Source organism: Stenotrophomonas sp. STEN147 (assembly GCF_056757995.1).
Window position 1 is genome coordinate 17,104 of the sequence record NZ_JBRRCG010000027.1, and the last position, 13,411, is coordinate 30,514.

General features: G+C 67.8%; 12 protein-coding genes. 3 read left to right on the plus strand and 9 right to left on the minus strand.

All coding sequences use genetic code 11. The features are described from left to right. Window positions 1-3 precede the first annotated feature (3 nt). Entirely contained in the window at window positions 4-741 is a 738-nt protein-coding gene (locus tag ACVOKU_RS17970) for a pteridine reductase (protein WP_074899803.1), read from the plus strand. Between the two features lie 55 nt (window positions 742-796). On the opposite strand, the gene folK is transcribed toward ACVOKU_RS17970, so the two are convergent. Next, window positions 797-1,282: a 2-amino-4-hydroxy-6-hydroxymethyldihydropteridine diphosphokinase gene (gene folK / locus ACVOKU_RS17975; protein ID WP_065175155.1), complete on the minus strand. Its 486-nt coding sequence runs from the start codon at window positions 1,280-1,282 to the stop codon at window positions 797-799. Between the two features lie 90 nt (window positions 1,283-1,372). Here folK and ACVOKU_RS17980 point away from each other — a divergent pair, with 90 nt between their 5' ends. Then, on the plus strand, window positions 1,373-2,122 hold the full coding sequence (locus tag ACVOKU_RS17980; RefSeq protein WP_445394102.1) for a proteasome-type protease: 750 nt from the start codon (window positions 1,373-1,375) through the stop codon (window positions 2,120-2,122). Window positions 2,123-2,310: 188 nt separating this feature from the next. Here ACVOKU_RS17980 and ACVOKU_RS17985 read toward each other — a convergent pair whose 3' ends face one another. The 4 genes from ACVOKU_RS17985 to ACVOKU_RS18000 form a co-directional block, all read right to left on the minus strand. Next, window positions 2,311-3,822, minus strand: coding sequence for an ATP-binding response regulator (locus ACVOKU_RS17985; RefSeq protein ID WP_074899805.1), 1,512 nt, complete (start codon window positions 3,820-3,822; stop codon window positions 2,311-2,313). Between the two features lie 4 nt (window positions 3,823-3,826). Next, window positions 3,827-4,267, minus strand: coding sequence for a response regulator (locus tag ACVOKU_RS17990; RefSeq protein ID WP_481560540.1), 441 nt, complete (start codon window positions 4,265-4,267; stop codon window positions 3,827-3,829). Further along, complete coding sequence (locus tag ACVOKU_RS17995) at window positions 4,264-6,081, minus strand: sensor histidine kinase (protein ID WP_481560541.1); 1,818 nt, start codon at window positions 6,079-6,081, stop codon at window positions 4,264-4,266. The genes ACVOKU_RS17990 and ACVOKU_RS17995 overlap by 4 nt, the downstream gene beginning before the upstream one ends. Window positions 6,082-6,291: 210 nt before the next feature. Further along, window positions 6,292-6,678: a BON domain-containing protein gene (locus ACVOKU_RS18000; RefSeq protein ID WP_111186190.1), complete on the minus strand. Its 387-nt coding sequence runs from the start codon at window positions 6,676-6,678 to the stop codon at window positions 6,292-6,294. A gap of 172 nt (window positions 6,679-6,850) precedes the next feature. On the opposite strand from ACVOKU_RS18000, the gene ACVOKU_RS18005 reads away from it, so the two are divergent. Continuing rightward, window positions 6,851-7,894 carry an oxidoreductase gene (locus tag ACVOKU_RS18005; RefSeq protein WP_481560542.1) on the plus strand — a complete coding sequence of 348 codons (1,044 nt, stop codon included), beginning with the start codon at window positions 6,851-6,853 and terminating at the stop codon, window positions 7,892-7,894. 56 nt (window positions 7,895-7,950) lie between these two features. Here ACVOKU_RS18005 and gnd read toward each other — a convergent pair whose 3' ends face one another. From gnd to ACVOKU_RS18025, 4 genes are all read right to left on the minus strand, one after another. Continuing rightward, window positions 7,951-8,856 (minus strand): phosphogluconate dehydrogenase (NAD(+)-dependent, decarboxylating), encoded by a 906-nt coding sequence (gnd, locus tag ACVOKU_RS18010; protein WP_053519312.1) that lies wholly within the window; start codon window positions 8,854-8,856, stop codon window positions 7,951-7,953. A 10-nt stretch (window positions 8,857-8,866) separates the two neighbouring features. Continuing rightward, window positions 8,867-10,105, minus strand: a complete 1,239-nt coding sequence (locus ACVOKU_RS18015) for a hypothetical protein (protein ID WP_481560543.1) — start codon at window positions 10,103-10,105, stop codon at window positions 8,867-8,869. A 17-nt stretch (window positions 10,106-10,122) separates the two neighbouring features. After that, the gene (locus ACVOKU_RS18020; protein WP_481560544.1) at window positions 10,123-10,725 is read right to left on the minus strand and encodes a DUF2242 domain-containing protein; all 603 of its coding nucleotides are present in this window, start codon (window positions 10,723-10,725) and stop codon (window positions 10,123-10,125) included. Between the two features lie 234 nt (window positions 10,726-10,959). Beyond that, complete coding sequence (locus ACVOKU_RS18025; protein ID WP_053519630.1) at window positions 10,960-13,137, minus strand: carboxy terminal-processing peptidase; 2,178 nt, start codon at window positions 13,135-13,137, stop codon at window positions 10,960-10,962. Window positions 13,138-13,411: the final 274 nt, after the last annotated feature.

Genomic DNA, 13,411 nt, shown 5'->3' on the forward strand with positions numbered 1-13,411 from the left:
TCGATGAGCGACACCGCCCCCGTGGCCCTGATCACCGGCAGCGCGCGCCGGATCGGCGCCGCCATCGCACGCCAGTTCCACGCCTGTGGCTGGTCGGTGGTGCTGCATGCCAACACGTCCAGCGCCGAGCTGCAGCAGGCCGCCTTCGACCTGGACAACGTCCGTCCGGGCAGTGTGCTGGCCCTGCAGGCCGACCTGCGCGATGCCGGCGCCCTGCCCGATCTGGTCGAACAGGCCGTGGCCCACTTCGGCCGCCTCGATGCGCTGGTCAACAACGCGTCCAACTTCTTCCCCACCCCGCTTGGCCAGGTGACGGCCGAAGCAATGGATGAACTGTACGCGGTCAATGCGCGTGCGCCGCTGCTGCTGTCACAGGCGGCCGCGCCGTACCTGCGCCGCCAGCAGGGCTGCATCGTCAATCTGACCGATCTGCACGGCACCGACCCGATGCGTGACCATGTGGCCTACACCATGGCCAAGGCCGCGCTGGAGATGGCTACCCGGTCACTGGCGCTGGAACTGGCGCCGAAAGTGCGGGTCAATGCGGTCGCCCCCGGTGCGATCCTGTGGCCCGAGCAGGGAAAGGACGATTTCGCCCGCGAGGCCCTGCTGGCGCGCACGCCGCTGGCACGCACCGGCACGGTCGAGGAGATCGCCGAGGCGGTGTACTGGCTGGTGGCCGAGGCCAGCTTCGTCACCGGCCACACCCTGCGCGTGGATGGCGGACGCACGGTGAGTTGAAGTCCGCCGGGCATGGCCCGGCGCTACCGATCCACGTAGGCGAGCGCAGCGGCCCTCATTCCAGGTCAACCACCTCGAATGCCTCGCCAAACTGCGCGTGTGCGCGCCACAGCGCGGCCAGGGCCAGGCCGCTGACCGGGTCGATGAAGTCCGGCGCGATGTCCGCCAGCGGCTTCAGCACGAAGGCGTGCTTCAGCTCGGGACGCGGAATGCGCAGATGGCCCGGGCCTTCCACGATGTGGTTGCCGTAGAACACCACGTCGATGTCCAGGGTGCGGTCGGAGAAGCGCGGACCACTGCGATCACGACCGTGGGCGTCTTCCAGTGCGTGCAGCCAATCATCCAGCGCCTGCAGCGGCAGATCGGTCTGGATCAGCACGCCATTGTTGAGGAAGGCCGGGCCATCGAAGCCGACCGCGGCCGTGCGGTAGGCCGGAGACACCTGCAACGCGCCGAAACGCTCGCGCAGGGCCGCCACCGCGGCATGGAGATGGCGGCGGGGCTGGACGTTGCTGCCCAGGCTGAGGAGCACGGTGGTCATGCGGTTCAGGTGACGGGTCTGGGGGGCGTGGGCATGCCGTCGTCACGGCGGCCTGCCTACAATCCGGGACGCACATGATAGGGCACCGACATGACCTATTGCGTTGGAATCGAGGTGGACCAGGGCCTGGTCTTCGCCGCCGACACCCGGACCAATGCCTCGCTGGACGATGTGCGCGTGCACCGCAAGCTGCACGTGTTCGAGTATCCCGGCCAGGCGGCCTACGTGTTGATGGCGGCTGGCAACCTGGCCACCACACAGTTGCTGGTCTCGCGCCTGACCCGGGACGCCGGCGAGCGGCGCACGCCCAACCTGCGCGACATGACCCATCTGTTCGAAGCGGCGGCCTATGTCGGTCGCCTGCTGGTGGACAGCCAGGTGCACGGCGGCCACAGTGAGCACGGCCATGACGGCGTCAACACCCAGGCCACGCTGATCTTCGGCGGCCAGGTCGCCGGCGAACGCCCCGGCCTGTACATGATCTACCCGCTGGGCAATGCCATCGCCGCCTCGCCGGAGACCCCCTACCTGCAGATCGGCGAGTCCAAGTATGGCAAGCCGATCCTCGACCGCATCCTCAGCCCGGCCACGCGCCTTGAGGACGCCGCGCGCACGGCGATCGTGTCGCTGGATTCGACCATCCGTTCCAACCTCTCGGTCGGGCTGCCGATCGATCTGGCATTGCTGCGCGACGGCGAGCTGCGGATCGCCCAGCAGCTGCGGCTGGGCGCGGACTCGCCCCTGTACGCGGACATTCACCAGAACTGGTCACGGCGGCTGGAACAGGCCGTGGACAGCCTGCCACGCTTCCCGTGGGAGGCCCCGGAACGGCCGGCCTGACCCGCCGCCGGGCATGGCCCGGCGCTACCTAACGCCTTCGATGACGCCGGGCATGGCCCGGCGCTACCTACCGCCTTCGATGACGCCGGGCATGGCCCGGCGCTACCCACCACCTTCGATGACGCCGGGCATGGCCCGGCGCCAGCCACCGCTTCCGGTAGCGCCGGGCCATGCCCGGCGACGCAGATTCAGCCCAGTGCCTCTGCCACTGCGCGGAACACCTGCTGCATCTGCAACGGCTTGCGCAGCACATGCACTTCGATGCCATCAGGGAATGCATCGGCCGGAACGTCCACTGACGCGTCTTCCAGCACCAGCGCCGGCCCCCGGTAACCCAGTCCGGCCATTTCGCCCAGCAGCTGGCTGGCCGGCAGCAGTTTGGAGCCGGCATCGGCGATCACCAGCGCCGGCATCGCCTCCTGCTGCATCCAGCGCAACGCCGCCGGGCCATCGGAAGCCAGCTGCAGCTGATATCCCTGGCTGGACAGCGCGTTGCCCAGCAGCGACAGGCGCGTGGCTTCGCCATCGACCACCAGGATCGACTGGCCACTGCCGAGTGCCACCAGCTGCTCGATCGGCTCGCCGCTCTCGATGGCGTCACGCATCGGCAGGCGCAGCTCGAAACAGGTGCCCTGTCCGGGCTGGCTGGTGACCGTGATGCTGCCGCCAGCACCTTCGACGATGCGCTTGCAGGAAATCAGGCCCAGGCCGGTACCGTCCGCCTTGGTGGTGAAGAAGGGATTGAACAGATGCGAGAGCGTATCGGCATCCATGCCGATGCCTTCGTCGGCCACGGCGATGCGCATCCAGTCCACACCGTCGCGCTCGCCGGCATGGCTTGCGGTCAGGCTCAGGCGGCCGCCGCTGGGCATCGCCTGGATCGCGTTGAGTGCCAGGTTCAACAGCACCTGCTGCAGCTCGGTGTAGTTCGCATCGACCGCCAGGCCCTCATCCTCCACCTGCAGGTGCAGGCGCACGGCATCGGGTACGTTGCTGCGCAGCAGCAGCGCCACCGCGTCGAACAGGCCGTCGATCTGTACGCGTTCGCTGGGCTTGCGCGAGCCACGGACGAACGACAACATCGATTCCGCCATTTCATGACCGCGGCGGCCGCACTCGGCGATCACATCCGCAAGGTGGTGCAGCTGCGGATCATCGGTGCGCGCCTTCAGCAGGTCCGGCATGATCAGCAGCGGCTGCAGGATGTTGCGCAGGTCGTGGCTGAGGCCAGCGGCGAGCAGCGAAAGGCTTTCCAGCCGTTGCGCGCGCATCAGCTCGGTCTCCACGCGCGAACGCTCCACCGCGCTGCGCGCCTCGCGGATCGCACGGGCCACCGCCGACGGCAGGCGCGCCGGCTGGTGCTTGATGATGTAGTCGTTGGCGCCCTTCTGCAGCGCCGCCACTGCATTCTCCTCACCCATCGTGCCCGAGACGAAGATGAAGGGAACATCCGGCGCCGTCTCGCGCACGATGCGCAAGGCATCGTCGCCGGAGAAACCAGGCATGCTCAGGTCGGACAGCACGATATCCGGCTGGAAGGCGGCCAGCGCCTGGCGCAGTTCCGCCTCGCTCTCAACGCGCTCGAAGCGGGCTTCCAGGCCCGCATCCAGCATCTGTTCGGACATCAGCTCGGCGTCTTCAGGCGAATCCTCCACCAGCAGGATGCGCAGTGCCCCGAGGGAGGGACCGGTCAGGGGCATGGGCTTACTCGAGTTCCGGTGCCTGGTTGATCAGTGCCCAGAACTTGCCCAGGGTCTGCACGGCACCGAAGAACTGGTCCACGTCCACCGGCTTGACCACGTAGGCGTTCACGCCCATGTCCCAGCTGCGGGCCAGATCGCTCTCCTCGCGCGAGGACGACAGGATCACCACGGGAAGGCGCTTGAGCTCCTCGTGCTCACGGATCTGCCGCAGCACTTCCAGGCCGTCCATGCGCGGCATCTTGATGTCCAGCAGCAGCACCGCCGGCAGGCCCTCCTCGCGGCCGGCGAAGGTACCGCGCCGCAGCAGGTAGTCCATGACCTCCACGCCGTCCTCGACGTGCACGATGGGATTGGCCAGACGGGCTTCCTGCAGGGCGTCGATCGCCATCTCGGCATCGGCCGGGCTGTCTTCGGCGAGAAGGATGGTGCGCAGAGTCGTCATGCGGAGGGACCTTGTTTGTCCGCGTCGAGCGCGGGAGGCAGGTAGAAGTGGAAGGTTGCGCCGGCGTCCGGCTCGGCTTCGGCCCAGACCCGGCCTCCATGACGGGTCAGCACGCGGCGTACGCTGGCCAGGCCGATGCCGGTACCGGGGTAATCACTGGCCTTGTGCAGGCGCTGGAACACGCCGAACAGCTTTCCGGCATAGGCCATGTCAAAGCCTGCGCCATTGTCGCTGACCGTGAACTGATGGCCGCCATCGGGCTGCGGCTGGTAGTCCACGCGGATCTTCGCCGGTTCGCGGTTGCTGGAATACTTGACCGCGTTGCCGAGCAGGTTCAGCCACACCTGGCGCATCATGTTCTCATCGGCCACCACGATCGGCAGCGGTGCGATGTTCCATTCGACGTGATGGACCTGGCCACTGCTTTCAGCCTCGGCCTGCAGGTTGGAATCGAGCATCGCACGGGTATCGGACACCAGCGACTGCATGTCCACTGTCTGCTGGCGCATCGCTGCGCGCCCCAGCCGCGAGTAGACCAGCAGATCGTCGATCAGGGTCGCCATGCGCCGCGCCGAGCTGGAGATCACCCCAAGGTAATGCAGGCTCTTCTCGTCGGCGCTCTCGCCCAGATGGCGCGACAGCTTGTCGGAGAAGCCGGCAACGTGGCGCAGCGGCGCGCGCAGGTCATGCGACACCGAGTAGCTGAATGCTTCCAGCTCGCGATTGACTTCCGAGACCTGCGCCACCTTGCCTTCCAGCTGGCGGTTCAGTTCCTCCACACGCGACTGCACGGCGCGCTGCACGGTGACATCGCTGACGGTCAGCAGCACCACTTCATCGTCGGTATCCGGCAGCGGCATGCGCCGGGCGTTGAGCAGCATGTAGCGCACCACGCCCTCGGAGGTGCGCTGTTCGTGCTCGAAGTCCCACAGCTCGCGCCCGCGCAGCAGCACATCGATCAGGCGCTGGCGCACGACGGCGTCCCGCCAGGCGCCGTCGCCGACGTCATCCAGCAGCAGGCCATCGGCACGTTCGTCCTGCAGGCCGTACAACTCGGCAAAGGCCGGATTGTGCAGCTGCACGCGCAGCTCGCGGTCGAGCAGCACGATCGGCTCGCGCACGGTCTGCAGTACTGACGCGGCGCGCGCGGCCGAGCGCAGCGACTGCCGCTCGGCCTGCAGGCGTCGACCGATCTGCCGCTGCAGCAGCCAGAGCACCAGGCCGAGCAGCGCCAGCTGTACCACCAGCGAGCTCCACGAGACGAATTCGGTCTGCCTGCGCTGCCGCGCAGCCTGTTCGGCCCGCTCGGCCAGCAGCGCCCGCTCGCTGTTCTGCAGCTCTTCAACCAGGCTGCGGATCGGGTAACGGGTACTCAGGTCCTGTACCAGCGCGCGCTGGTCACTGTTCGGTTCGGCCTTGGCCAGCGCACGCGCCACCGCCAGCCGCCCTTCCAGCATGGACTCGATGCGACCGATGCGGATCAGCTGCTCGGGGTTATCGCGTGTCATCCGGCCCAGCTCTGCGAGTCGGCCGGGAATCTCGTTGGCCTTGGCCATGCGCTCGCGCAGGCCGGGCGCGTCCACGCCCTTGGACAGCGTCAACGCCGCCGACTCGACATCGCGCACATCGGCCTGCAACTGTTGCAGCGCCACGCCAACCGCCTGTGTATGCGTCACCCAGGCCATGGCTTCTTCGTTCTCACGCTGAAGCTTGCGCTGGGTCAACCACGGCACGACGATGATCGCGGCGGCGGCCAGCGCCAAGGCCGGCAATCGCCAGCGATCCCAGATGTCGTCACTGAACACCAGCGCCATAGTTCCTCATCAGCACGGCCGCAGAGGGATGGGCCCGGACAGGCCCAGCTGCGGCGGAACCGGCAATATAGCGCAGGCGGTCACACCTCTGGAACGTCTGGCCCCCGGCAGCTGAACGCTCCAGAAAACACCATGGGTGGAGCCGGGGCTGGCCCGGCTCCACCGTCATGCAGCTGTACTGCGCCGCCCCCGGCGGGGCGGCGCACGGGATCAGCGCTTGGCGGCCGCGTTGACCTTCAGCGCGCTGGCATCAACGCGGGTGACGCCCTTGATGCCCTTGGCCGTGGTGACGGCCTTGTCATGCTCGGCCTGGGTCGCCACCGTGCCACTGAGGCTGACGACGCCATTCACGGTTTCCACCTTGACCTCGGTGCCCGGCACATTGCTGCTGGCCAGCAGGTCGGCCTTCACCTTGGTGGTGATCCAGGTGTCGGTCACCGGCTCGTTGGAGTCGTGGCGATCGGCGTGGGTCATCGCCGAATGGTCGGTGGCAGGCGGACTCTTGGCTGACGGATCCTTGGCGAATGCAGCCGAGGAGGACAGCGCCAGGCCCAGGGTGAGGGCCGAAGCAATCAGCGTACGGGTCGGGTTGTTCATCGTGTGTTACCTCCTGCGGAATGTGGGGCCAGTGTGGCCGCAGCGCCGTGCAGCAGGCGTGGCGCTACGGTCACGCCGCCGTGAATCGCGCCGGTTTCCAACGCAACCGTTCAGCTTTGGATCCTGGCCCCCGTCGTTTACCCTGCATGCCTGATCTGCGCGGAGCACTGCCATGCGCCCTGACCTGCAACTGGCCCTGATCGGTTACGGCCTTGCCGGCCGCGTTTTCCACGCGCCGCTGATCCAGCACACCCCGGGAATGACCCTGCACAGCGTGGTCAGTTCGCAGCGCGACCTGCTGCTGCGCACGTTCAGCGATGTACACGTGCGCGCGGCACCGCAGGACGTATTCGACGATCCGGCGGTGGACGCGGTGGTGATTGCCACGCCGAATGACCAGCACGCACCATTGGCGATGGCAGCGCTGGCCGCAGGCAAGCATGTGCTGGTGGACAAACCCTTCGCACTGGACGTGGCCGAAGCCGAAGCCGTGCTGGCGGCGGCGCGCGATGCAGACCGCATCGTCACGGTGTTCCAGAATCGCCGTTTCGACGCCGATTTCCTGACGCTGCAGGCCTTGCTGGCCGAAGGTGCGCTCGGCGAAGTCGCCGAATGCCATGCGCATTTCGATCGCTACCGCCCGCACGTGCGCGAGCGCTGGCGGGAGCAGGAGGGGCCTGGCAGTGGCCTGTGGTATGACCTTGCACCGCATCTGCTGGATCAGATGGTGGTGCTGTTCGGCTGGCCGCAGGCGATCGACGCGGACCTGGCGGTGCAGCGCGAAGGCGGCAGCGGCATCGATTACTTCCATGCGGTGCTGCATTACCCGAGGCACCGCGCGATCCTCCATGCCGGTTCGCTGGTGGCGGCACCGACGCCCCGGTTCGCCGTGCACGGCAGCCGCGCCAGCTGGATCAAGCAGGGCCTGGACGTACAGGAAGCACAGCTGCGCCGCGGCGTTGCGCCGGGCGCGCCGGGCTGGGGCATCGACCCGCGTCACGGCGAGCGGGTGTACTGCGATGCCGAGGACAACGTGCAACGCAGCACGGTCGACAACCTGCCGGGCGACTATCGCCGCCTGTACGCCCAGTTCGCTGCGGCGATGCAGGGTGACGGTGAACCCACGGTCAGCCCATTGCAGGCGCTGCAGGTAATGCGCTTGCTGCAGGCTGGCAGGGACAGCGCTTGCGAGGCCCGGCGCATCGCACTGAACTGATCGCGGTCCGCGGCCCGGAACCCCACGGCAGCGCCGAAGGGCTCCGGTCCTGGCGCTTACGACTTCTTGATCGCATGCCCGCCGAACTCGTTGCGCATCGCCGCCAGCAGGCGGTCAGTGAACGAATTCGACTCGCGCGACCGCAGGCGTTCCAGCAGCGAGAGCGTGATCACCGGCGCCGGCACATCCAGCGCGATCGCTTCGGCCACGGTCCAGCGGCCTTCACCGGAATCCTCCACGTAGGGGGCAATGCCATCCAGCGACGGATTGCGCTTGAGCGCCTCGGCACTCAGGTCCAGCAACCACGAACGCACCACGCTGCCATGGCGCCAGACCTCGGCAACCTGCGCCAGGTCCAGCTCCATGTCCTGCTTGCGTTCCATCAGTGCGAAGCCTTCGGCGTAGGCCTGCATCATTCCGTACTCGATGCCGTTGTGGACCATCTTGGTGAAATGGCCCGCACCGGGAGGACCGACGCGTGCCCAGCCCCGATCCTCCGCCGGCGCCAGTGTGCGCAGCAGCGGCGCAACCTGCTCCACCACCTTCGCCTCACCGCCGACCATCAGGCTGTAGCCCTCCTGCAGGCCCCAGATGCCGCCGCTGGTGCCGCAGTCGACGTAGCCCAGGTCGTCCTCGGCCAGCGCCTTGGCGCGGCGGATCGAGTCCTGGTAATTGGAGTTTCCGCCGTCAATGACGATGTCACCCTCGGCCAGGTGCGGGGTCAGCTGGCCGAGCGTCTGGTCGACCGTTTCGCCCGCCGGCACCATCAACCACAGCACGCGCGGCACCGGCAGCGCGGCAACCGCGGCGGCCAGCGAATCGACCACTTCGATGCCGGCCTCCGCGGCGCGCTGGCGGGCGCCTTCGCCCGGGTCGTAGCCGACCACGCGGTGGCCGCCGCGATGCAGGCGCTGGGCCATGTTGGCGCCCATGCGGCCAAGGCCGATCATTGCAATATCCATTGTTTCACCTTCAGTTGGGGTCTAGGGTCAGGCTGCCTGGCCTGCCGGTTGACGCACAGTGGCGCAGCTGCGCCTCGCGCCAACGCCGGTAGAGCGTGGTATGCAGATTGTGCACCGCCAGGTCGATCGAAAACGGCGTCCGTGGATTGCGGTCGAGCAGCCGGGCGATGTGGTAGCCGATGGGACGTATACCGCGCGGATGCACGTAGATCACGAACTGCTGGTAGAACGGATCGTCCAGCACCTGGTCCATGCGTGCCAGGCGGGCGTGGTAGCGCGCTGGAAGGCGCGCCCGCAGTCCGGGGTCGCGTTCGAACAGGAGGCGCTCGAAATAGCGCCGCCCCACCCGCGGCAGCCCCTGCGCCAGCTGCCACAGCTCGGCGTTGCGCTGGTCGTACCAGGCCAGGCCTCCGTGGCCGGCAAGCGCCTGCGCTGCGTCCGGCCCGACGTCGACCACGACGAAGTTCTCGGCCTGGTTGCTCAGATCGTCCAGCGTGCTCTTGTCGTACACGTGTTCGATGAAGCCGGGCACGCCCGCGAAGGCCTGACGTCCCCTTGCCGAGGTGCGCACGGCCTTGCCATCGGCAAGGAAGTCGCCCGCATGCGCACCGAGCAGAACACTGTCGGTGCCGTGCAGCGCGATGAAGGTGCCGATCGACAGTTCGCCTGCGGTGAACTCCGCGTCGAACGCAGCATCGCCATACAGCTCACGCTGCGTTGCCAGCTGCGCGACCTGGCGGCCGACACCGCATTCGGCACGCACCGCACCGCCGTAGAACGCCTGCAGCGCGCGGCTGTTGCCATCCACGGGAACGTAGCCGCGGCCGAAGCTGCGCACGCGTTGCCACCCCTGCGCCCGTGCGCCCTGCATCCCGAAGCCGATCCAGCCCAGCTGTGCGCCGGAGAAGCGGAACTGCGGGTTGCCCTGCAACGACGTGGCGGCCCGCCGGGTCGCCGCGCCCAGTTCGAAGGCATAGGCACAGACCGTGGCAGGATCCTCCAGCAGTTGCTGCAGCAGCGCCTCGCGCTGCGCCCCGTCCAGCGTCTGCGGCCATCGCACACGCAGATCACCCGCGGCCTGCGCCTCGGCCAGCGATGCCCGGGTGCACACCGGGCCACCCTGGATCTGCGGCGCACTGACCGCAGCCACTTCAAACCGCCAGCCCAGCCGCTGCAGCAGGCCCTGCGTGCAGTCCGCGGCCGCCGCCGCGCTGCCTGCCGGCGAAGCCAGCAGCAGGGCCATGACCATCAGCCCACGCCGCACGCTCAACCCTGATCCGTCGCCGCCGCCGGCTCCGATACGGGGGGAGCAGGCAACCGTTCCGGAACCGGCGGCGCCTCACCGGGGGCGGCCGGCAGGTACTGCTGCAGGCGCTGGAAGAACCGGCGGTAGAAGTCGGCATCGGTGATGGTGCTGCTGGCGACCTTCACCAGGGAATCGTCATTGCTGCCGAACGGCAGCGATACCGAACCCAGCGCGCCCACGCCCACGCTGGCCGAGGTCGGGCTCTTCTTCAACGCATAGCGGTCCTGCACCGCGCTGACGAACACCAGCGACTGGCCGCCGCGCGGCGCGCAGGAGATGCGGAGTACCAGCTGCTCGTGATCGTCCTCGCGTGGCTGGAAGTTCTTGCTCCCCTCCACCTGCGCGTCATCGACGCGGGCGATCGCATAGCCCTGGCTGAGCAGGGCCCGTCGCGCCGCTTCACAGGCATCGACCGGGCGGCTGTCGACCGTCCGGGAGAAGGTGTCGCCGGAATCGAAGGACTCGCGCAGCACGGTGCTGTCGGCGGCGCGGCCACCGCAGGCCGACAGGATCAGGGCACTGGCAATACCCACGGCAACGCTGCACAGAGGGGAGACCCGCATGGGAACTCCTGCGAGAAAGGTAGCTGCAAGGGTAGTCCCGCCCCCGTGTGCGGCAGGTCGACAGCACCGCTGGCGGCGCACGCTGTTGCTCCCGGTTCATGCACCGGCAGCGCCGCGCAGGGCCCGACAGCGTCCGCCAACCGCTGCGCTCGCCGGGCATGACCCGGCGCTGCCCGTGAACGCAGACGGGGCCGGCATTGCCGGCCCCGTGGGGTACTTCATGTCACGCGTGGCTCAGTCGGCCCAGCGACCGGCCCCGGTGGACTGCGGCAGCACCTGCGCCGACAGCGGGCGATCATTGGCCAGCAGATTCACCGCATCGGCCAGGATCGCAGCGGATTCACGCAGCAGCGGGTCCGGTCGCTTCTCGGCGGCCTTCTCACGGGCGGCATCCTTGACGATATCGCGCTCGTTGCCGGTCAGGCCGTCATCGCTGCTGTCATCGGCCAACGGATCCAGGGCCAGGCCCAGCTCCTTGCGCATGATCTGGCGCTCCTTGCGCTGGGTGTCCTGGCGTTCCCGCTCGGCACGACGCGTCGCCTCATTGAGCGAGACATACTTCTTCGCCGCTTCGGCACGGAACTGCTCGACATCCTCGTTCCACCACACGAATTCCTTGTCGGTGGCGATGCGTGCCTCGTGGCGGGTTTCCAGCTTCGGCAGCAGCGGCGCGAAGTTGCCGTACTGCGTATGCGGCACCGCGGCGATGCGGGTCCACGGCAGGGCATTGTCGTAGGTGCTTTCGCCGAACTCGGTGGCATCGACGCTGGCGGGGAACGCCAGGTCCGGCACCACGCCCTTGTGCTGGGTGCTGCTGCCGCTGATGCGGAAGAACTGGGCGATGGTCAGCTTGACCTGGCCGAAGCGCTGCGTTTCGCCGCTCGGCCAGCGGTCAAGGTCGACGATGTTCTGCACGGTGCCCTTGCCGAAGGTGGTCTCGCCGATCACCAGGCCGCGGCCGTAGTCCTGGATGGCACCGGCGAAGATTTCCGACGCCGAGGCCGAACCACGGTTGACCAGCACGGCCAGCGGGCCGTCCCATGCCACACCCTGATTGCGGTCGCTGTTGACGGTGATGCGGCCGCCCGATTCACGCACCTGCACCACGGGGCCCTGTTCGATGAACAGCCCGGTCAGTTCGATCGCCTCGTCCAGCGAGCCGCCACCGTTGTTGCGCAGGTCCAGCACCACGCCGTCGAGCTTGTCGTTCTTGAAGCCCGCCAGCAGCTTGGCCACATCGCGGGTGGCCGACGCGTAATCGGCGGCATTGCGGCGGCGGCCCTCGAAGTCCTGGTAGAAGGTCGGCAGCTTGATCACGCCGATCTTCCGCGCCGGCTCGCCGTTGGCGGCCGGAATGGTCATGGTCTCACCCTTGGCGGCCTGCTCGGCCAGGCGCACCTTCTGCCGGGTCAGGACCAGGGTGTGATGCTTGCCATCGGCGCCCTCCTCGGCCGGGATGAACTCCAGCTTGACCTGGGTATCCTTGGCACCGCGGATCTTGGCCACGACGTCGTCGATGCGCCAGCCGATCACATCCTCGACCACGCCCGACTTGCCCTGGCCGACACCGACGATGCGGTCACCCGGCTTCAGGGTGCCATCCACGGAGGCCGGTCCGCCGGCGATGATCTCGCGGATCACCACCATGTCATCCTGGCGCTGCAGCTGCGCACCGATGCCTTCCAGCGACAGCGACATCGCCTGGTTGAAGTTCTCGGCGGTACGCGGAGTGAAGTAGTCGGTGTGCGGATCGACCGCACTGGTGTAGGCGTTGAGGAAGAACTGGAAGACATCCTCGCCCTTCAGCTCGTTGACCGACTTCTCCAGCGTCGCGTAGCGCTTGTCCAGCGTCTTGCGGATGTCGTCCGGCTTCTTGCCGGCCAGCTTCAGGCGCAGCCAGTCATTCTTGACCGACTTGCGCCACAGTTCATCCAGCTCGGCATTGCTGGCCGCCCACGGCACCTTCTTGCGGTCGTACTCAAAGCGCTCGTCGGTGGTGAAGTCCGGCTCCTGCCTGAGCAGCTTGCGTGCGTAGGCCACGCGCTCGCCGACGCGCTGCTTGTACACCGCGAAGACCTGGAAGGCCGGCTCAAGTTCACCGCCACGGATGGCATTGGCGATGTTCGCCTCGAAGGGTGCGAAGCGCGCCACATCGGCCTGGGTGAAGTACTGCTTGCCGCCGTCCAGGGTCTCCAGGTAACGCTTGAACACATCCTTGGAGGTGGCTTCATCGAGCGCACGCGGACGGTAGGCGTACCGGCTGTCGGACAACAGGCCGTACACCAGCTTGGAGGTGGTCACCTGATCGGCGGTCGCCGCAGCCGGCAGCGCCGGCGAATCGGCCTTGGCCGACAGCGCCAGCGGCGCCACCAGCGCCAGGGCCATCAGGAATGCGGGGGCTTTGAATTTCATGAACGTGCTCGAAGGCGCCTTGCCAAGGGGGAGACTGCGTGGTGTTCAGACATCACGACAGTGCCGAAAGTTGCCGGGTTTGTCACCCGTCCGCATCCGGTGGAAAACCAGCCTAGCGGGGCCGGTGTAGCAAATTGTGAATGCAGGCGAAGGCGTGCGGACCAACGGTCCGCGCCCACCGCGGTGGTAGGCACGCCCATCGGTAGCGCCGGGGCCAGCCCCGCCCGCGCCCCGGGCAACGACCCCCCGGCCGGGCCGGGCGCGTTTAAACAAC